Origin of the sequence: Mesorhizobium sp. M0621 (assembly GCF_040320745.1) — a bacterium.
GTDB lineage: Bacteria > Pseudomonadota > Alphaproteobacteria > Rhizobiales > Rhizobiaceae > Mesorhizobium.
Window position 1 is genome coordinate 23,476 of the sequence record NZ_JAMYQF010000004.1, and the last position, 18,133, is coordinate 41,608.

Annotated in this window: 19 protein-coding genes and 2 tRNA genes; 4 read left to right on the forward strand and 17 right to left on the reverse strand. The window is 62.7% G+C overall.

Translation table 11 applies throughout. The annotated features are described in order from the left end of the window. Window positions 1-41 precede the first annotated feature (41 nt). From NKI38_RS04025 to NKI38_RS04035, 3 genes are all read right to left on the reverse strand, one after another. Entirely contained in the window at window positions 42-872 is an 831-nt protein-coding gene (locus NKI38_RS04025) for a helix-turn-helix domain-containing protein (protein ID WP_352654988.1), read from the reverse strand. 102 nt (window positions 873-974) lie between these two features. Next, window positions 975-1,145 (reverse strand): hypothetical protein, encoded by a 171-nt coding sequence (locus NKI38_RS04030; protein ID WP_023757712.1) that lies wholly within the window; start codon window positions 1,143-1,145, stop codon window positions 975-977. 52 nt (window positions 1,146-1,197) lie between these two features. Continuing rightward, window positions 1,198-1,983: a TSUP family transporter gene (locus tag NKI38_RS04035; RefSeq protein WP_352654990.1), complete on the reverse strand. Its 786-nt coding sequence runs from the start codon at window positions 1,981-1,983 to the stop codon at window positions 1,198-1,200. Window positions 1,984-2,099: 116 nt separating this feature from the next. On the opposite strand from NKI38_RS04035, the gene NKI38_RS04040 reads away from it, so the two are divergent. Together NKI38_RS04040 and NKI38_RS04045 are read left to right on the forward strand one after the other, a co-directional pair. Continuing rightward, window positions 2,100-2,531, forward strand: coding sequence for a TerB family tellurite resistance protein (locus NKI38_RS04040; RefSeq protein WP_352655277.1), 432 nt, complete (start codon window positions 2,100-2,102; stop codon window positions 2,529-2,531). Between the two features lie 46 nt (window positions 2,532-2,577). Further along, window positions 2,578-3,063: an NUDIX domain-containing protein gene (locus NKI38_RS04045; protein WP_352654991.1), complete on the forward strand. Its 486-nt coding sequence runs from the start codon at window positions 2,578-2,580 to the stop codon at window positions 3,061-3,063. Between the two features lie 152 nt (window positions 3,064-3,215). On the opposite strand, the gene NKI38_RS04050 is transcribed toward NKI38_RS04045, so the two are convergent. The 5 genes from NKI38_RS04050 to NKI38_RS04070 all read right to left on the reverse strand — a co-directional run bounded on the left by NKI38_RS04050 (window position 3,216) and on the right by NKI38_RS04070 (window position 9,827). Continuing rightward, window positions 3,216-4,838 carry an ABC transporter ATP-binding protein gene (locus NKI38_RS04050; protein WP_352654992.1) on the reverse strand — a complete coding sequence of 541 codons (1,623 nt, stop codon included), beginning with the start codon at window positions 4,836-4,838 and terminating at the stop codon, window positions 3,216-3,218. Next, a complete protein-coding gene (locus NKI38_RS04055; protein ID WP_352654994.1) occupies window positions 4,835-5,704 on the reverse strand; it encodes an ABC transporter permease in 870 nt (289 codons plus the stop codon). The genes NKI38_RS04050 and NKI38_RS04055 overlap by 4 nt, the downstream gene beginning before the upstream one ends. Next, on the reverse strand, window positions 5,701-6,648 hold the full coding sequence (locus tag NKI38_RS04060) for an ABC transporter permease (RefSeq protein ID WP_352654996.1): 948 nt from the start codon (window positions 6,646-6,648) through the stop codon (window positions 5,701-5,703). Before NKI38_RS04060 ends, NKI38_RS04055 begins: the two co-directional genes overlap by 4 nt. Window positions 6,649-6,904: 256 nt before the next feature. Then, complete coding sequence (locus tag NKI38_RS04065) at window positions 6,905-8,383, reverse strand: ABC transporter substrate-binding protein (protein WP_352654998.1); 1,479 nt, start codon at window positions 8,381-8,383, stop codon at window positions 6,905-6,907. Window positions 8,384-8,546: 163 nt separating this feature from the next. Next, a complete protein-coding gene (locus NKI38_RS04070; protein WP_352654999.1) occupies window positions 8,547-9,827 on the reverse strand; it encodes an acetylornithine deacetylase/succinyl-diaminopimelate desuccinylase family protein in 1,281 nt (426 codons plus the stop codon). Between the two features lie 8 nt (window positions 9,828-9,835). Here NKI38_RS04070 and NKI38_RS04075 point away from each other — a divergent pair, with 8 nt between their 5' ends. Then, window positions 9,836-10,024, forward strand: coding sequence for a hypothetical protein (locus NKI38_RS04075; protein ID WP_352655001.1), 189 nt, complete (start codon window positions 9,836-9,838; stop codon window positions 10,022-10,024). A 29-nt stretch (window positions 10,025-10,053) separates the two neighbouring features. Next, window positions 10,054-10,482: a L,D-transpeptidase gene (locus NKI38_RS04080; protein WP_352655003.1), complete on the forward strand. Its 429-nt coding sequence runs from the start codon at window positions 10,054-10,056 to the stop codon at window positions 10,480-10,482. A gap of 70 nt (window positions 10,483-10,552) precedes the next feature. On the opposite strand, the gene NKI38_RS04085 is transcribed toward NKI38_RS04080, so the two are convergent. From NKI38_RS04085 to NKI38_RS04125, 9 genes are all read right to left on the reverse strand, one after another. After that, the gene (locus NKI38_RS04085) at window positions 10,553-11,536 is read right to left on the reverse strand and encodes a lipid A biosynthesis lauroyl acyltransferase (RefSeq protein WP_352655279.1); all 984 of its coding nucleotides are present in this window, start codon (window positions 11,534-11,536) and stop codon (window positions 10,553-10,555) included. 13 nt (window positions 11,537-11,549) lie between these two features. Beyond that, a complete protein-coding gene (locus NKI38_RS04090) occupies window positions 11,550-12,578 on the reverse strand; it encodes a zinc-binding dehydrogenase (RefSeq protein WP_352655005.1) in 1,029 nt (342 codons plus the stop codon). A 35-nt stretch (window positions 12,579-12,613) separates the two neighbouring features. Continuing rightward, complete coding sequence (locus NKI38_RS04095; RefSeq protein ID WP_352655007.1) at window positions 12,614-13,891, reverse strand: beta-ketoacyl-ACP synthase; 1,278 nt, start codon at window positions 13,889-13,891, stop codon at window positions 12,614-12,616. Between the two features lie 51 nt (window positions 13,892-13,942). Further along, the gene (locus tag NKI38_RS04100; RefSeq protein WP_352655008.1) at window positions 13,943-15,133 is read right to left on the reverse strand and encodes a beta-ketoacyl-ACP synthase; all 1,191 of its coding nucleotides are present in this window, start codon (window positions 15,131-15,133) and stop codon (window positions 13,943-13,945) included. A gap of 56 nt (window positions 15,134-15,189) precedes the next feature. Beyond that, a complete protein-coding gene (locus NKI38_RS04105) occupies window positions 15,190-15,471 on the reverse strand; it encodes an acyl carrier protein (protein WP_010909964.1) in 282 nt (93 codons plus the stop codon). A gap of 232 nt (window positions 15,472-15,703) precedes the next feature. Further along, the gene (locus NKI38_RS04110; protein WP_352655010.1) at window positions 15,704-16,846 is read right to left on the reverse strand and encodes a slipin family protein; all 1,143 of its coding nucleotides are present in this window, start codon (window positions 16,844-16,846) and stop codon (window positions 15,704-15,706) included. Between the two features lie 365 nt (window positions 16,847-17,211). Continuing rightward, window positions 17,212-17,280: transfer RNA gene (locus tag NKI38_RS04115), tRNA-Leu, on the reverse strand. Between the two features lie 2 nt (window positions 17,281-17,282). Continuing rightward, window positions 17,283-17,356, reverse strand: a tRNA-OTHER gene (locus NKI38_RS04120). 226 nt (window positions 17,357-17,582) lie between these two features. Next, window positions 17,583-18,131 carry a histidine phosphatase family protein gene (locus NKI38_RS04125; protein ID WP_352655012.1) on the reverse strand — a complete coding sequence of 183 codons (549 nt, stop codon included), beginning with the start codon at window positions 18,129-18,131 and terminating at the stop codon, window positions 17,583-17,585. Between the last annotated feature and the right edge of the window lie 2 nt (window positions 18,132-18,133).

Below are 18,133 nucleotides of genomic sequence, written 5' to 3' on the forward strand. Positions count from 1 at the left end.
CCCACTCTGGGCGAAGGCCGTTCCAGCGTCTTGAAGAAATGTTACCTAACTGCAAGCGAGGTCGGCGTCTCGCCGGCGAGGTCGCGGAATTCGCGCACCAGATGCGCCTGGTCGGCATAGCCGCAATCGGCGGCGATATCCGCCCAGTCGGCAGTCCGCTGCCTCGACAGGCCGAGCGCCCGGTTGAAGCGAACGATGCGAGACAGCGTCTTGGGGCCGATGCCGATGGCGTCGGAAAAGCCGCTGGCGAGATGCTTGCGGCTCCAACCCAGTCTTTCTGCAATCGATGAAATGCGGGTCCGGCCTCCGGACGTGATGATACGGTCATAGGCCCAGGCGATTTCGAGCGGCGTTTCCGCGGCATTCTCGAGACGGGCGGTGACGAAGGCTTCGGCCATGTCGAAACGTGTCGTCCAGCCCGGCGCGTTGCCGAGCCGTTCACGCAGCGCCATGCCCTGCGCGCCAAGCACGTCGTCGAGAACGACCATGCTGTCCGTGAGTTCGCTCATCGGCAGGTGGAAGAACCGGCGTGCGCCAAGCGGCGTGAAGTTGACCTGGACGCAGCAGGCGCCGCCGAAGGATTCGATCACCACCGGTCCGGCATAGAGACCGGCGGCGAAACTGGCGAAGCGGTCATTGTCGCCGGGCGCCTTGCCGAGGCCGATGGCGAAGGGTTCGGCGAAGCTGATGACCAGCGGTACGGTGAGCGACGCGTATTCGACGTTGCGCATATGGCCGGGCGCCATTTCGCGATAGCCGCAAATGTCTGACACAATGTCCTGAAGTCGAGGATCGGGCAGGCGCCGGCGCATCTCGAACCGCCCGGCGACGGATTGGTCCTGCTCTTGCTGGAGTTGCATCTCGACTGGCATCGGCCATCCTTGCGCCAAGTCAAATCTAGCAGACCCGGGGCCGGAAACAAACGCGCCCGGCTTTTGGCCGGGCGCTCTTCATCCCCACTTCAAGGGAATTGGTCAGGCGCCGCGCATCAAGCAGCCGCCGGCAAGCACGATGAAAGCAATAAGAACAATCCACACCGATGCGAGTGGGATGAATGCAAGAATGCCAAGCGCGGCGAGAACGCCGATGATGGCGATAACAACGGAAATGATAAAAACGATCTGGGTGGGTGCGCTAAGATTCATGTTTGGCTCCTCGCAACATGATTCGAACAGCGGCAGTCTATCAGGCGTATGATCACACACCAATCAGGGCCCGCAGCGGGTTCGCCGGGTCGGCCAGCAGTTTCAGCGCAAGCGCCAGACACACGATCACCAGCAGCGGCTTGATCAGTTTTGCGCCGATGCGCATGGCGAGACTCGCGCCGACGCGGGCGCCGAGGAACTGGGCAATGCCCATCATCAGGCCGATCTTCCAGTAGACGACGCCGAAGGCGGCGAAGACGATGAAGCCGCCGATGTTGGAGGCGAAGTTGAGCAATTTGGTATGCGCTGTCGCCTTGAGCACGCCGTAGCCGGCAAGTGCCACGAAGGCCAGCATGTAGAAGGAGCCGGCGCCTGGTCCAAACAGGCCATCGTAGAAGCCGATGGCGGGCACCAGGGTCAGCCCGAACAGGATTGGCGGCAGGCGCTCGGCGCGGTCGACATCGTTCATATTGGGTTTGAAAGCGAAGTAGAGCGCGATGGCGATCAGCACGATGGGCAGGGTAGCTCGCAGAATGTCACCCGGCACGATCGTTGCCAGCAAGGCGCCGATGGCGCTTCCGACAAGGGCCAAAAGCGCCGATGGCAATTGCCGGCGCAGGTCCACATGACCCTTCGACGCGTAGTGGATGGTCGCCGAGCCCGAGCCGAACATGCCTTGCAATTTGTTGGTGGCGAGCGCCTGAACCGGTGTGAAGCCGGCAAGCAGCAGCGCCGGCACCGTGATCAGCCCGCCGCCGCCGGCGATCGAATCGACAAAGCCCGCGGCAAAGGCGGCGAAGGCGAGCATGGCGACGGTCTGGATGCTAAGGTCGATCATCTGATGTATGGAGGGATCCGGCCAGCTGAGATGTCGGGCGTTCGACCACGACCGCCCTGTTTGCGCAAGACCGATTCCGCGCTACCTCTATGAAGAAGAATCGGAAAGGGAGCATGATGGCGTTCGCATTGCTGGACCAGATACGTCAGATCTTCGACGGCGACCCGGGCGTGCGCAAAGTGGCAGACGATCCGGTTCTGTCGGCGGAACTGTTGATGCTGTTTCGCATGATCCTGGCCGACGGGTCGGTCAGTGAGAGCGAAATGGTTGCCTTCCGGCGCATCTGCAAGGACGCCTTCGGCATTGCCGAAACCAGCATCGACAGCGTCATCGAATATCTCAACGAGTTTGGCTACGAGACCAACGGCTCGCAGGCGATCGCGCTGTTCCGCGATCTCGACATCGAACGACGCAAGCAATTAGCCCAACATATGGCTGACATCGCCAAGGCGGATTCGCAACTGGCCGAGAGCGAGGTGCGGCTGCTGCGCCGCACACTGGACCTGCTCGACATCAGCCCGGTCGATGTGGTGAAGCCGAAGGGCTGAGGCACTGCCTGAACGAGGAGCTCGCCAGGGCGGACGGAGCGTTCAAATGGCCTTTGCCGACAGCTATCTGGGACGTCTGCGGGCGTTGATTGGGAATCGCCTAGTGCTGATGCCGGGCGCGCGCATTGTCATCGAACGCGCCGATGGCCGCATCCTGTTGCAGAAACGGACCGATTTTGGCCTGTGGGGCCTGCCTGGCGGCAATGCCGAGGAAGGCGAGGGCCTGGAAGCGGTGGTGATCCGAGAGGTGCTCGAGGAAACCGGGTTGATCGTCAGTGATGTCGAACCATTCGGGTTCGGCTGCGACCCGCACTATGAAACCTTCCAGTTTCCGAATGGCGACCGCGCCCAGTTTTTCGCGCTGATGTTCTACACGCGCTTCTTTGAAGGCGAGCCGGCGGTCGCCGATGACGAGAGCAGCGCTGTCGGCTGGTTCGCGCCCGACGGCCTGCCCGAGATGCTGCCCAACATGGCGCGCAGCATCGACGCCTACCTCCGATTCAAGGTCACCGGAAAATTCCAGATGATCTGAGAGACTGTTTGGAAATTCTACTCCGGCGGCCATCTGGAGGCGGTTTCTGCGCTTCCGGTGCTCACGGACCCAAATGTCCGCTGCGCTCCGGTTCTTGAAACCACCACCACCTGGCTCGCCAGAGCGAATTTCGAAACAGTCTCGGAGACGCTCTAACCCTGTTCCTGCGTTCGCCGAGCGATCGCCCGGTGCAAATCAGGGGCGGCGGTGACAAGCGCCTTGGCCGCCTCGGACTGCGGGTGATCGAGCACCGCGCTGGTCTTGCCGTGCTCGACGATCTCACCATCATGCATGACCAGCACCTCGTCCGTGATGGCGCGGGCGACGGTCAGGTCGTGGGTGATGAAGAGATAGGCGATGCCGAGCTTCTGGTTGAGTTCGGCGAACAGGTCGAGGATCTGGGCGCGGATCGAGACATCGAGCGCCGAGACCGGCTCGTCGGCGACGACCAGTTTCGGGCGGGTGATGATGGCGCGGGCGATCGATAGGCGCTGACGCTGGCCGCCGGAAAATTCGTGCGGATATTTGTCCATGTCGCTGATGCCGAGCCCGACTTCGTGCAGCGCATGCGCCACCATTTCGCGGCGCTCGGCGCGCGTCGGCTTTGTTTCCAGAACACGCAGTGGCTCGGCGACCAGTTTTTCGACCTTCTGGCGCGGGTCGAAGGATCCGTAGGGATCTTGAAAAACGACCTGCATGTCACGTCGCGCCGGCTTCAGTTCGGCTTCGCTCTTGCCGGTGATGGTCTCGCCACGAAACCGGATCGTGCCGGTGCTCGGCCGGTCCAGCGCCAGGATCATGCGGGCGAGCGTTGACTTACCGCAGCCGGAGCGGCCAACCAGCGCCACCGACTGACCCGACGCCATCGACAAGGACACGTCGTCGACGGCGCGGATATCGGGCGCCCGCCTGAACAGCGAGGTGCGCCGACCGGCATAGTCGCGGGTCACGCCCTCGACCTGGAGCAAAGGTCGGTCCGTCTCGATACCATGCGTCCTGGCGCGCGCCGGCACATGCATCGAGGCCTGTGCCAGTTGGCGCGTGTAGGGGTGAAGCTGTTCGGACAGCGTGCGCGCCGTGTCGCCGGTCTCCATCACCTCGCCACGGCGCAAGATGGTGATGCGGTCCGCCATTTCGGTCACGACGGCAAGATCATGCGAGATCAGGAGCAGGCCCATGCGGCTTTCGGCGACGAGGTCGCGCAAGAGGTCGAGGATCTGTGCCTGCAGCACCACGTCGAGTGCCGTCGTCGGCTCGTCGGCGATCAGGAGCTTCGGCTTCAGCGCACAAGCGATGGCGATGACGACGCGCTGGCGCTGGCCGCCCGACAGTTCGTGCGGGTAGCGCGACATCGGGAATTTCGCTTCGGGCAGGCCGACGCGGTCGAGCATTTTTCGCGCCCGGTTTTCGGCCTCGGCGCGGCTTGCCTTGGTGTGCCAGCGTATGCCTTCGGCAACCTGTTCGCCGATGGTCTTGACCGGGTTGAGCGCGGTCATCGGCTCCTGGAACACCATGCCGATGTCGTCGCCGCGCAGTGCGCACATCTGGTCCTCGGTTGCTGCCAGGATATCGATGCCGTCGAATGTGACGCGCCCGGTGGCGCGGGCGGCATGGGGCAGGAGCTGCATCACCGTCAGTGCGGTCATCGACTTGCCCGAGCCGGATTCGCCGACCAGGCCCATCACTTCGCCGGGCGCGACGGAAAGCTCCATACCCTTGAGGATCGGCGTGTCGCCGATGGTCAGCGACAGGTTTTGGATGTCGAGCAGGCTCATCGCTGCCGCCGCGATTTCGGATCGAGGATGTCGGCAATGCCGTCGCCCAGGAGGTTCAAGCCGAGCACGGTGACGATGATCGCCATGCCGGGAAAGATCGCCATCCATGGCGCCACCACCATGCGGGTCTGCGCGTCGAACAGCATGCGGCCCCAGCTCGGCATTGGCGGCTGGGCGCCCAGGCCCAGATAGGAAAGCCCGGCCTCGGCCAGGATGCCCAGCGCGAACTGGATGGTGCCTTGCACCAAAAGCAGCGTGGCGATGTTGGGCAGCACATGTTCGATTGATATCTGCGTGGTGCTCTTGCCTGCGGCGCGCGCGGCAAGAATGAACTCGCGCGGCCAGATCGCCAGCGCGCCGGCCCGGGCGACACGGGCAAAGACCGGGATGTTGAAGATGCCGATGGCGATGATTGCGTTGAGGGCGCCCGGCCCGAAGATGGCGGTAATCATGATCGCCGACAGCAGTGCCGGGAAGGCGAAGACGAGATCGTTCAGCCGCATCAGCGCCTCGTCGACGAGGCCGCCGCGTGCCGCGGCAAAGGCGCCGAGCGGCACGCCGATCCCCATGCCGATGCCGACCGCGACCAACGCCACGGCAATCGAATTGCGGGCGCCGACCATGACCATCGACAGGATGTCGCGACCGAAATGGTCGGTGCCGAACCAGTGCGCCAGCGAGGGTGCTTGCGTCTTGTCCGAGATTAACAGTTTCGTGACATCGTAGGGCGTCCAGGCATAGGAGACGATGGCCATTGCCAGGATCAGCACAGTGATGACGAAACCGGCAACGAAGGCGGTGTTCCTGAATGCCTTGGCCAGGACGCTACCGAGCGTCTCCTCAGGGATGTCAATGTGCAGCGTCATTGCCGGTTTCTCAGGCGCGGATCGACGACCGCATAGGAAAGGTCGACGAGAAGGTTGACGGCGATGACGGCGGCGACCAGCAGCATGACGACGCTTTCGACGACGATCAGGTCGCGCTGGGTGATTGCCTGGAACACCAGCCGGCCGAGGCCGGGCAGGTAAAAGACATTCTCGATGATGATGGTGCCGGCAAGCAGGAAGGCGAATTGCAGTCCCAGGATGGTCAGCACCGGGATCATGGCGTTGCGCAGCGCGTGCCGCCACAGCACGGCGCGATAGGGCAGGCCCTTGGCGCGGGCGGTGCGGATATAGTCCTCGTTCAGTACCTCGATCAGCGCCGAGCGGGTGACGCGCGCCAGGATCGCGGCTTGCGGCAAGGCAAGCGCCACCGCCGGCAGCAGCAGCGATTTCAAGGCTGGCCAGATGCCGGCACTCCAGCCGGGAAAGCCGCCGGCAGGCACCAGCCGCAGCCAGACGGCGAAGACATAGATCAGCATCAGCGCGAACCAGAAATTGGGCACGGCGACGCCAAGCTGAGCGGCGCCCATCGACACCGTATCGCCAGCCCGTCCACGCCGGCTGGCGGAAAACAGGCCAACGGGAATCGCGATGATGGTGGAGAGCGCAAGCGCAATCAGCGCCAGCGGCAGCGAGACGGCAAGCCGCTCGCGCACCAGATCTATGACCGGCACCGAATAGGTGTAGGAGCGGCCGAAATCGAGACTGAGCAGGCCGCCGGCCCAGTGCAGGTAGCGCAAGCCAAGTGGTGCGTTGAGGCCCATCTGGTTGCGCAGCAGCTCGACCTGATCGGCACTGGCGTTCATGCCCAGCATCAGCCGCGCCGGATCGCCGGGCAGGATCTCCAGCACGGCGAACACCACCATGGAAGCCAGGACCAGTGTGGCGATGGCGATGGCGAGGCGCTTGAGGAGGTAGGCGGTCATGGAAGGTCGGGGACCGCTGTTTTGCCGGGGGCAGGCAAGAGGTGACGATAGCGTTCTACGGCGCCCCCCTCTGCCCTGCCGGGCATCTCCCCCTCTAGTGGGGAGATTGGCAATTTCAGTGTTGGCGCAGCAAATGCATCGTTGATGATTGGCGAAAGCCGCGACGAGAGCAAAATCTCCCCCCTAGAGGGGGAGATGCCCGGCAGGGCAGAGGGGGGCGCGAAGGAACGCAAGCGTCGCCTTTTGGCCAACAGCCTCACTCGCTCCACTTCACCTTGGTCAAATCATTGGCCTGGATGGGTGCGTTTTCCCACAGGCCTTGCAGCTTGGCGTCCCAGACGCCGACCTTGGGCAGTTCGTAGAGGAAACCGACCACGGCATCGTCAGCCAGGATCTTCTGTGCCTGTCCCAGCAGTTCCTTGCGCTTGGCCTCGTCGGAGGTGACGCCGAGATCGGCGATCACCTTGTCGAAGGCCGGGTTGTCGTAGTTGAAGTAGTAATCCTTGCGCGAATAGATATCGATGTCGTTGGGTTCGGTGTGGGAGACGATGGTCAGGTCGTAGTCCTTCTTGGTGAACACCTGATCCAGCCACTGTGCCCATTCGACAGGGATGATTTCGAGGTCGATGCCGACGTCGCGAAGCTCGGAGGCGATGATCTCGCCGCCGAGCCTGGCATAGGCGGGCGGCGGCAATTTCAGCGTCGCCTTGAAGCCGTTCTCCAGCCCCGCTTCCTTCAGCAATTCCTTTGCCTTGGCGACATCATGCGGATAGCGGCCGGTAAGGTCGACATAGTCCTTGTTGGCGGGCGACATGTGCGAGCCGATCGGCACGCCGAGGCCGGCGGAGGCGCCGTCGATGATCGCCTTGCGGTCGAGTGCATAGGAAATCGCCTGTCTCACCTGCAATTTGTCGAAGGGCGGCTTCTTGTTGTTGATCGACAGGATGGTTTCGCCTTCGGTCGCGCCGATCACCACCTTGAAGCGCGGATCGTCCTTGACCTGCGCGACACTGTCGGCGTCGAAGAACGGGAAAGCCTGGATGTCGCCCGAGAGCAGCGCCGGCACATAGGCCGCGGCATCGGGCACGATGCGGAACTCAGCCTTGTCGAGGGACACCGGTGTGCCCCAGTAATTGTCCGATTTGACCAGCGTGATCGAGGATCCCTTGGCCCAGCTCTGGAATTTGAACGGGCCGGTACCGATCGGCTTCTCCTTGTTGGTGTCGGCCGTCTCAGGCGCCACGATCACCGCGTCGCCCCAGCCCATATTGTAGAGGAAGGAGCCTTGCGGGTTCTTGAGCGTTACCTTGACCGTTGCGGGGTCGACGATTTCGACCGTGTCGATGGCCGCGAACAGGGCCTTTTGCGCATTGACCGAATTGTCGGCGCGGGCGCGGTCGAGCGAGAATTTCACGTCACTGGCATCGAAATCGGTGCCGTCGTGGAATTTCACCCCGGTGTGCAGCTTGAATGTGTAGACCTTGCCGTCATCGGAAATGGTCCAGCTTTCGGCCAGATCCGGCAACACCTCGCCATTCGGCCCGATGCGGGTCAGGCCCTCGAATACGTTGGCGTAGAGAACCTCATCGATTGCCGCCGCAGCACCTGCGGTCGGATCGAGATGTGGGGGTTCGAGCGCGATGCCGATGACCAGGTCGGTTCGCGCGGCAAACGCGGAAGTGCTGGCGGCCAGTGACAGCACTGCGGCGGCCAGGATGGTTTTCCACAATTTCATCGTGCAACTCCCCATGCGTTTCAGACAGGTGCTCAAACCCGGGCGATAGAAGCGTGATTTCGCCGCGGAGTAAATTGCGTTTCGTTCTGCCCGTTGGCATGGCCGGGAATGTTTTTGTCCTGGCGGCCTCATCGGCAGGTCGAAGCTTGTCGCCGTGCGCGCCTTATCCCGTGGCTGTGCCACGCAGCAGCACGTTGAGCCCGATCGCCATCACCTTGGCCGATTCCACCATGTCCGATATGCCGACCCATTCGTCGGGCCGGTGGGCGAGGTCGAGAATGCCCGGGCCATAGGCGATGCAATCATAGATATGGCCGATGCGGGCAATGTGTTTCTGGTCGTAGGTGCCCGGCGAAATCACGTAGTCGGGTTCCCGGTCGAAGATCGCCATGATGCCTTGCGCCACCGCCTTGACTACCGGCGCGTCGCGCTCGGTCATCAACGGCAGCACTTCCATCAGGTCGCGGATTTCATAGTCGAATTTGTTCCGCTCGCGCTTTAGGCGGTCGAGAATGCCGGTTACTTCACCTTTGACGGTATCGAGATCTTCCTCGAGCAGGAAACGACGATCGATGGTCAGCCGGCAGGAATCGGGCACGTTGGGCGAGGGCAGGCCTGGCCGGAAATCCTCGGTCTGGCCGCCATGGATCGAATTGATGTTCATGGTCGAGCGTTTTGCGCCTTCGGGCACGACCGGCATGCGCGTCATCTTGCGGTCGAGTGCGGGGAACAATTCGTCCTCGAATGCCTTTAGCACGGCGCCCATGTGGCGCACCGCATTGTCGCCGAGGAACGGCATCGAGCCGTGCGCGATCTCGCCCTTGGTCTCGATCTCCGCCCACCAGACGCCACGATGACCCAGACAAATGCGGTCCTTGTTCAGCGGCTCGGGAATGATGACGTGGTCGACCCTGGGTTTTGAGAAATAGCCGAGGCTGGCCAGATGGGCGACGCCGCCGAAGCCGCCGGACTCCTCGTCGACGGTGCCGGATATTTCGATGGCGCCGGGAAAGTCGGGGAAGACTTCCAGGAAGGCTTCGGCGGCGATGATCGAAGCGGCCAGGCCGCCCTTCATGTCGCAGGCGCCGCGACCATAGACCTTGCCGTCCTTGACGATGCCGGCAAAGGGATCGACGGTCCAGCCGTCGCCGGCTTCGACCACGTCGATATGCGAGTTGAAGTGGACGCAGGCACCGGGCGACCTGCCGTCGAAACGGGCAACGACATTGACGCGCGGGTAGCGGTCGGTGTCACCCGGCGTGCCTTCGGCGCGGATGAATTCTGTCTCGAAACCGCTCTTCTTCAGCCGCGCGCCGAGATATTCGGCGCATGGCCGGTAGGCCTCGCCGGGCGGGTTGATGGTCGGAAAACGGATCAGCTCGGCGGTCAGCGCGACGACATCGTCGCGCCTGATATCGATTGCCTGGAGGAGTCGCTCGTTCATGCGCAGAGTTGAGCAGCGATCGTCTTGGTTTTGCAAGCCCGCTGGTGATCAAGCCCCTGCGGCGTGTCGTTGCGGCAACTATTGCGGGAAATCGTTCAAATTCGCTGCTTTGGATTGGCGAATTGGTCAAGGAGTGTGTGCTACCCCGTTCACCTGCCATTAAAAAGATGAAAAACAACGTGATGGCAGGCGAGTAAGTAAGGGGCAATCAAAGGGGTTTGATCGCATGAAAAAGACAGTTCTCATGGCAGCCGTGTTTGTCGCGATGCTGTTCGGTGCTTCGGGGCAGAGCTGGGCAGCCAGCCTCGTTGCAAACATAGACGTGTCGTCGCAGACGATGACCGTCAGATATGGCCTGTCGGTTTACCGGTGGAGTGTTTCCACCGCGCGTTCCGGTTATTTCACGCCGCGTGGCACCTATCGGCCGCAGCGCACGGCGCGGATGTGGTATTCGCGCAAATATCATATGTCGCCGATGCCCTATTCCGTGTTCTTCCATGGCGGCTACGCCATCCATGGAACCGGCGCCGTCAGGCAACTCGGCCGCCCGGCGTCACATGGTTGCGTGCGGCTGCACACGGCCAATGCCGCAACCTTCTATTCGATGGTGCGGGAAGTGGGTTTCGGCAACACGCGAATTGTCGTCACCAACTGAAGCGATTCAGGTTCGCTGACGTGGGCATAATCTGCTGGTGTAGGACAAACCTCCTCGCCAGTGGCTCGGCTTATGCGTTCGCGGCCGGAGCGGGCTTCGGGCGACTCTTTCGCCGTCCGCTGCCGATCTCCCACCTTTTGTGGAACCACATCCACTGGCCGGGATCTTCGCGTACCCAGCGTTCGACCACGTCGTTGAGACGCTGGGTGGTGGCGTGGACATCGACGCTGCCGTCAGTGGTGCGCGGCAATGTCAACTTGTCCTCGATCTCGAGCCGGAAGCGATTGCCTGGCAGCCTGACGCAGCGCGCCGGATAGACGTCGCAGTCGTAGTGACGGGCAAGGGTGGCCAGCACCCGATTGCTCTGGCAGGGGCGGCCGAAAAACGTCGTATCCAGGCCGTTGGAGAATTTCTGGTCGACAAGGATGCCGATGTTGCCACCATTCTCCAGGACCCCCGCCAGCGCGAATGAGGCGCCCGCCATCGACGGCAGCAATGAGCCCATGGTCGAGCGGCGTGTCGACAGGATGTAGTCGGCGAGATAGGGGTTGTTGGGCGGGCGAAACAGCGCCGTGATGTTCATGCCGAAGGTCGCCGCCGCCACCGGCAGCAGCTCGAAGTTGCCGAGATGGCCGGTGAAGACGATATGCGGCTTCTGTTCGCCCGCGATCTCGACGAAATGTTCTATTCCCTTAACCTCGACGCGGCCGGGCTTGCTGGCCGCGGGGTCGTAGTCGAATAGGGCGTCGAGAAAGATGTATTCGGCGGCAAGGCGGGCCATGTTGCCCCACATGTCGGAGGCGATCGCCTGGATTTCGGCCTCGCCCTTTTCCGGATAGGCCTTGCGCAGATTGTCGACGGCGACCTGATGGCGTCCCACCCAGGGGCCGACTCGGCGTGCGACGCGGTCGGCGAAATTCAGCGCACTGTCGGGCGGCAGGAGACGCAGGACCGAGATGATCATCATCGCCGCGCGCGCAACCAGCCAGTAGTTCAATTGGCGCAGCTGCCTGCCGTAGCGAAATTTGAGATCCCGGCGAAACTTCTTGAACACAGAGGTCAAGGCTCTAGCCGACGCGCAGGATGATCTTGCCGAACACGTCGCGGCCTTCCATGCGCTTCAGCGCTGCATCGATACCACCGAAGTCGACTTCGGTGTCGATGACGGGTGCGACCTGTCCTGCCGCCATCTTCTGCATGGCGTTGGCCATGTTCTCCATGCGACAGCCGAAGGAGCCGAGCAGTTTCAGTTGCTGCTGGAACAGCTGCATCAGGTTGATCTGCGTCGACACGCCGGAAGTCGAACCGCAGGTCACCAGGCGGCCGCCACGCTTCAGGCACAGCATCGAGGCGGCAAAAGTGTCGGCGCCGACATGTTCGAAGACGACATCGACGCCCTTCTTCTTTGTCAGCTTGCGCACGACGCCCTCGAAACGGTCGTCACGGTAGTTGATGACATGGTCTGCGCCGAGCGCCTTGGCCTTGTCGATCTTGTCGTTTGAGCCGACCGTGGTGATGATCGTGCAGCCCATCCGCTTGGCCAGTTGGATGGCCGCCGAGCCGATGCCGGATCCGCCAGCATGGATGAGGATGGTCTCGCCGGGCTGCAACCTGGCATTGTCGAACAGCATGTGCTCGACGGTGCCGAAAGTGACGGGCGCCACCGCTGCACCAATGTCGGTCACGCCGGGCGGGGCAGGAACCAGCAGGCGAGCCGGCAGGTTGATCTTTTCCTGCGCGAAGCCGTCGAGATGGAAACCGTGAACGCCCGAAACATGCTCGCAGAGATTGTCTCGGCCTTCGCGGCAGGCTCGGCAAAGGCCGCAGGTGCGGGCGCCGTAGATCGACACCAATTGTCCCGGCAGCAGGCTGGAAACGCCGGGGCCGACCGCCTCGACCTCGCCGGAAGCTTCGGCACCAACGACCAGCGGCAGCTTGCGTTTGGCGAAGGCCATGCCGCGCCAACCCCAGACGTCGATGTGGTTCAGCGCCACCGCCTTGATGCGCAGCGTGACTTCGCCGAGTGCTGGCGGTGGGGGGGGCGGCAGGTCCACCGTTTCAAGACGGCGGTCCTCGATAAGTTGCAATGCGCGCATGGGGCCTGTCGGTCAGTCTGGCTGAAAAAGGTCGCTTAGACCGGTTCCCGCGCCATGACAAGGCAAGTGTTCTGGCCGCCGAAGCCGAAGGAGTTCGACAGAACGATGCGAACCTCGGCATTGCGCTTCTTGTTCGGCACCACGTCGAGCACGATCGCGGGGTCGGGATTGTCGTAGTTGATGGTCGGCGGAATGACGCTTTCGCGCATCGTCATCAGCGAGAACGCCGCCTCGACGGCGCCGGCCGCCGACAGCGTATGGCCGATCATCGACTTGTTCGACGAGACCGGCATCGAGCCGATCCGCTCGCCGAACACCGTCGACAGCGCTAGGTGTTCCATCTTGTCGTTCTCCGGTGTCGACGTGCCATGGGCATTGACGTAGTCGATCTCGTCTTCACTCAAGCCGGCATCGGCGAGGGCAGCGCGAACCGCGGCGATGGCCGGCGAAGCGTCCGGCTTCGAACGGGTGCGATGGAAGTCGTCCGCCTTCTCGCCGCAACCGCCCAGGATGCCGAGGATAGTGGCACCACGAGTCAGTGCCGCCTCAAGCGATTCCAACACCAGCGCCCCGGATCCCTCGGCCAGCACGAAGCCGTCGCGATCCTTGGAGAAAGGCTTCGATGCCTTTTCGGGAATGTCGTTGTGGGTGGAGAGCGCCGACAGCAATGAGAAACGGATCAGTGCCTCGGCGGTGGCCGAGCCGTCGGCGCCGATCGACAGCGCGCGGTCGCATTCGCCGCGTCTAATCGCCTCGACACCGAGCTGGATCGCGGTGGCACCGGAAGCGCAAGCCGTCGACAGTGTGATCGGCAGGCCGCGTGTGCCAAGGCGGTCGGCAAGGCGGTCGGCGATCGAACCAAACTGGGTGGTCTCGAAAATATCCAGCTCTTTCAAGCTCCGTGCCACCCGAAGCAGTCTTTCGGCGGCGGTGTCATCCTTGTTCTTGTCGGAATTGTAAAGCGAGAAGCGCTCGGCCCAGTCGAGTTCGACCGGCGGCGAGGCGAGGAAGAGCGGTCCGCCGAAATCGCTGGAATCAAGACCGGCTTCGGCCACCGCTTCAAGGCCCGTAAGCTCGGCCAACTCGTAGGTGAGGGGGCTGGCGCCCTTCGAACTTGACGGCAGGAAATCGACCATGCCGGAGATGCGGGTGTTCAGTTGATCGATGGGAAAGCGGGTGATCGGGTGGATGCCTGATTTTCCCGAGGTCAGCGCCGCCCAATTGTCCGTCTTGCCGACGCCAAGCGAGGTCACCACGCCGATGCCGGTGACGGCGACAATTGGCCTGCCCATATGATCGTTCAGATTGGCCATCCGGGAGCCCTCGACCTTTTATCGTTACAGCATGGATCTCGGAGCGCCGCCTCAGGCGGCGTTGACCAGCGCCATGCCCTCGAATTGGTGATAGCCGATCGCCGTTGCAAGGACGTTTGCGGGGACGCCTTCGAACGGCGTCTCGGCTGCGGCATCGAAAACAGGGTAGGCCGCCTTGCGGTCGACAGCGAGAGCCGCCAACGCCACGGCGAAGGGAAACTGCGCTTCTTTCATGTGCCCGGTCAGCGTCGAGAAGCCACGCGCTGATATCGCCGGATTGGCATCGAGCGCTGCTTTCTCGGCTGATGTCGCGGCATGGGCGCCCGATGCGCCCGACAGGGTCAGCAATTTGCCGTTCGGCAATGCAGCCTGCTTGAGCAGCGCGGCGATCTCGGCGTCGAGTTCTCCCCGCGGCCGCCTGGCGCGGCCGGAGACGACCGGCCCAAGCTCGGCATAGATCTTCCGGCCCCGGCTTGTTGCATGCTCGCGTTGTTCCAGCACCAGGAAGGCACCGCCGGAACCGGTCACGACGCCGCCGCCCTCAGCACCTTGTCTTTGCCAGACCGGCTTCCAGGGGCCGCGATGCAAATAGCCGGCGAGTTCATAGCCGAGCAGCATGTCGGAATGTTCGGTTTGGAAGGCGCCGCCGACCAGGATGTGAGTCGACTGGCCCGAGCGGATGCGCGCGGCGGCGGTCTCGACGGCGGCGACGCCGGCACCTTCCTCGCCCATGAAGGTTCTGGACGATCCCGTCACCTTGTGGACGATGGAGATGTTGCCAGCGAGGAGGTTGGAAAGCTGGGCCAGGAACAAAGTCGGCCGCAATTCGGTGGTCAGCTTCTCGTTGAGCAGCACGTCGCGGTCGTTGCGGCTTTCCGAAGCGGCGAGAATGGCGGCATCGACCGCCTCGTCGCGCTCACCACCGCCGGCGGCCACGACCATGTCCATGGTCGTGCAGAGTTCGTCATTGCCCTTGATGCCGGCGTCGTCCAGCGCAAGCCCCGCGGCATAGGTGCCGAGCCTCTGCCAGGTCTCCATCTGGCGCTGATCGCCGCGTTTGGCGATCTGCAGGTTCCAATCGATCTCCGGCAAGGGATGAACGGTATAGGGCGCGAAGCGCGCCGCTGCGAGCACCGGCTGCAGGCCCGGCTGCGTGAGCTTCTGCCAATGGGCGTCCGGACCTTCCCCCAGCGAGGAGACAAGGCCGATACCTGTGATGACGACGTCGCGGGGGCTGCTCATGGGCGGCTTTGTGGGTCAGGCGGCAGAGCGCGTCAAGATCGCGCGCTCAACCGACGTCAGGCGGTCTTGGCTGCGACCAGCGCGTCGATCTTGGCGCACAGGTTCTTCATGACGAAGTAATCGTCGGTCGAAGCCTTGCCGTCATTAACCTCCTGGGTCCACTTTTCCAGCGGCACCTTAATGCCGAATTCCTTGTCGATGGCGAAGACGATATCGAGGAAATCGAGGCTATCTATGCCGAGATCGTCGATCGTGTGGCTCTCGGGGGTGATAGTGTCGATATCGATTTCGCTGGTGTCGGCAATGATCTTGGCGACTTTGTCGAACGTGGTGGACAAGGGCTTTTCCTTTGGTTGCGGGCGGAATCTGTCCGCATCTTGTTTGGGCGCTGTCTAATCGGTTTTTTCCGGCAGGAAAAGGCCTGATACGCCGGGCGCAGATGGGTAGGGTGCCTAGGAAACGCAAGAAGGGCCGCCGGTCGACCCGGCGGCTCTTCCGTTGACGTTACGTCAGCCTTTGTTTCGATGCATGTCGTTTTCCCAAACCGGAACCACTTTTGGGCAACATGCATCAGCTTTCGCGGAGCTTGACCAGGTCGTTCAGCAGCCCGCCCGTTCCGTTGTGGACGGTCAGCCGCTCGACCTTGCCGGCGATGGTTTCCAGAGCCTCGAGCTCCTTCAGCCGCAGCATCACCGGGTTTTCCGCCATCACCCTGGCCGTGTTGAGCAGCGAACGCGTCGCGTTCGTCTCCTCGCGGCGACGGATGATGTTGGCCTCGGCCTGCTTTTCGGCCGACACCACCTGGTTGAGGATCTCGCGCATCTCGCCCGGCAGGATGACATCCTTGAGGGCGATATCGCTGACCTCCACTCCGATCTCGGCCATATCGGCGCGAACCTTGGCCGCCGCCTCCTCGTCGATCGTCACCTTCTTTTCAAGGATCTGGTCGAGCGTGAGCGCGCCAAGCGTCTTGCGGAAGGCATACTGCAGGGCGCGGTAGAGGGCTTCGGAGAAGTCCTTCACCATGCTTACCGCCTTGACCGGATCAACAACCCGGTACTCGGCTGATATGTTGACGCGGATCGTGACACGATCCTTGGTCAGCACTTCCTGCCCGGCAACATCGAGCGACTGGCGCTTGAGGTCGACGACCTTGATCTGCACCATGCGTCCGACGTTCCAGAAGCCATGCACGCCCGCCGCCAGCGTCCTGACCAGGACACCGTCGATGAACAGCAGTCCGGCCTGACCGTCGACGACCGGATGGACGGACATCAATTCCGTCTTCCGGGCCTGGCCGAGCCGGCGCATGACCGCCGCATCGATCGCGAGATCGACCGATGTGTCGATCAGCGTCATCTTCCACGGACCGGCATCAGTCCACAGCACCAGCTTGCGATCCGGCGCCAGAACGGCGTGCAAATTGCCGTCACGCTCGATGACGGCGACATCCGTGCGCCCGGTACGAACGACGGTGAAATGACGCGCGGCCACATCCGGGAGCTTGTCGAACAACGCCTTCTCGTACGCCGAAACGAATTCCGGGTTCTTCAGATCGTGCCGGGACACTTCGAGGCTGCCGCGCCGGTTGGCGAGCCAATGTTCGCCCGGCATCAGGACAGCCTTGATCTCACCCTTGTGCAGGGTGAGGGCACGTTCGTTTTCCCTTACGAGGACGCGCTCGCGTCCAAGAACCTTGTCGAGAACAGTCATTGTCTTACTCCTGTCGGGCATGGCCCCATGCGAGGCGTCAAGTCATGCGTCGATCTTCCCTTCGTTTCTCGTTTCACATCGTCTTGCGTCATCGTCCGGGCACGAATGATCCGGGGACTGGTGGCATCAATCCGCGGCGGGCCTTCGGGAGCGGATCGCGGGGCAGCGAAGCGGGCGCCGGAAGCCTTGGCCTCCCTTGCCGGCGACACAGCGCCTTGATCGTCACCGCGGGCCTGGCCGCGAGCCGATGGCGAAGACTCTCGGGATGATCCGTGCCCGAGGGCCTGGGCCATCCGTCCAGTCTTTCGCGTTCCAGTCCCCGGACCGTTTTCAGATAACACCTGGTAGGGTGCTGGCTTATCAGGCCAATGGAGAAGGAATCGAACCTTCGACAGTCAGATTCTCGATCTGATGCTCTACCCAACTGAGCTATCCGTGGTGCAGATGAAGGGAATTGAACCCCCGACCTCCGGATCCAAATCCGGCGCTCTCCCGCTGAGCTACATCCGCGATCCCAATCCCCAAAGCGGCGCCGTATACAGGGCGGCAAAGCCGCCTGCACGGGCGGAGACGAAAGCTCCAACCGTTGTGCTCGCTTCGGTTCTCGTGACCGGGAGCGCGCCTATAGCCCCTGCGACGGGTTGTCGCAAGCGGCATTGTCGCGGCCAGTTTGCGGCTTCTTTCAATGGTGGCATTTCGGCAACACCGATCCAGTGCTGAAGGAAGCGTCGGAACTTCAGAAAGTGACGCGGCCGAGCACGCGCAGGCCATCGCCTTGCGGCTCGACGACTACCGCTTCGCCTTCGCGGGGCGAAACGCCGGTCAGCGCCACGATGTCTTCCAGATGGGTGACCATGACCAGATTGTCGGAGCCGGAATAGGCACGGATTTCCTTGATGATGGCCGCGATCTGCGCCGCCTTCTGGGTCTCATCTCCTTTCAGGAGATCAAGCGGTGCGAAGAGCTCCGGCTCGGCCTCGAAAGCGGTGCGCGCGGTGTCCAGACAACGGCAGTAGCGGCTCGACAGCACGCGCTCGATGGGTGCCGCGCGTGCCGCAAACAAGGCGCCGATCTTGCTCGCCTGCTGCTTGCCGCGCGCCGACAGGTTCATCTGGGTGGCGCAGTTGTCGATGTCGAAGTTGGCCGGATCGGTGGTGCCGGTGACCATGGCATGGCGAAGCAGCACGACATGGCCGCCATCGCGCAGCAGCGCCCAGCCTGCATCGGTAGCGTGAGCCGCGCGGGGAACAACCAGCAGGAATAACGCCAAGGCAAATCGAATCATCC

Excerpts from the sequence above, each read along its gene's own strand:
- NKI38_RS04025 (WP_352654988.1), bottom strand. The coding sequence starts at position 872 with ATGCCAGTCGAGATGCAACTCCAGCAAGAGCAGGACCAATCCGTCGCC.
- NKI38_RS04030 (WP_023757712.1), bottom strand. The coding sequence starts at position 1,145 with ATGAATCTTAGCGCACCCACCCAGATCGTTTTTATCATTTCCGTTGTT.
- NKI38_RS04035 (WP_352654990.1), bottom strand. The coding sequence starts at position 1,983 with ATGATCGACCTTAGCATCCAGACCGTCGCCATGCTCGCCTTCGCCGCC.
- NKI38_RS04040 (WP_352655277.1), top strand. The coding sequence starts at position 2,100 with ATGGCGTTCGCATTGCTGGACCAGATACGTCAGATCTTCGACGGCGAC.
- NKI38_RS04045 (WP_352654991.1), top strand. The coding sequence starts at position 2,578 with ATGGCCTTTGCCGACAGCTATCTGGGACGTCTGCGGGCGTTGATTGGG.
- NKI38_RS04050 (WP_352654992.1), bottom strand. The coding sequence starts at position 4,838 with ATGAGCCTGCTCGACATCCAAAACCTGTCGCTGACCATCGGCGACACG.
- NKI38_RS04055 (WP_352654994.1), bottom strand. The coding sequence starts at position 5,704 with ATGACGCTGCACATTGACATCCCTGAGGAGACGCTCGGTAGCGTCCTG.
- NKI38_RS04060 (WP_352654996.1), bottom strand. The coding sequence starts at position 6,648 with ATGACCGCCTACCTCCTCAAGCGCCTCGCCATCGCCATCGCCACACTG.
- NKI38_RS04065 (WP_352654998.1), bottom strand. The coding sequence starts at position 8,383 with ATGAAATTGTGGAAAACCATCCTGGCCGCCGCAGTGCTGTCACTGGCC.
- NKI38_RS04070 (WP_352654999.1), bottom strand. The coding sequence starts at position 9,827 with ATGAACGAGCGACTCCTCCAGGCAATCGATATCAGGCGCGACGATGTC.
- NKI38_RS04080 (WP_352655003.1), top strand. The coding sequence starts at position 10,054 with ATGAAAAAGACAGTTCTCATGGCAGCCGTGTTTGTCGCGATGCTGTTC.
- NKI38_RS04090 (WP_352655005.1), bottom strand. The coding sequence starts at position 12,578 with ATGCGCGCATTGCAACTTATCGAGGACCGCCGTCTTGAAACGGTGGAC.
- NKI38_RS04095 (WP_352655007.1), bottom strand. The coding sequence starts at position 13,891 with ATGGCCAATCTGAACGATCATATGGGCAGGCCAATTGTCGCCGTCACC.
- NKI38_RS04100 (WP_352655008.1), bottom strand. The coding sequence starts at position 15,133 with ATGAGCAGCCCCCGCGACGTCGTCATCACAGGTATCGGCCTTGTCTCC.
- NKI38_RS04110 (WP_352655010.1), bottom strand. The coding sequence starts at position 16,846 with ATGACTGTTCTCGACAAGGTTCTTGGACGCGAGCGCGTCCTCGTAAGG.
- NKI38_RS04125 (WP_352655012.1), bottom strand. The coding sequence starts at position 18,131 with ATGATTCGATTTGCCTTGGCGTTATTCCTGCTGGTTGTTCCCCGCGCG.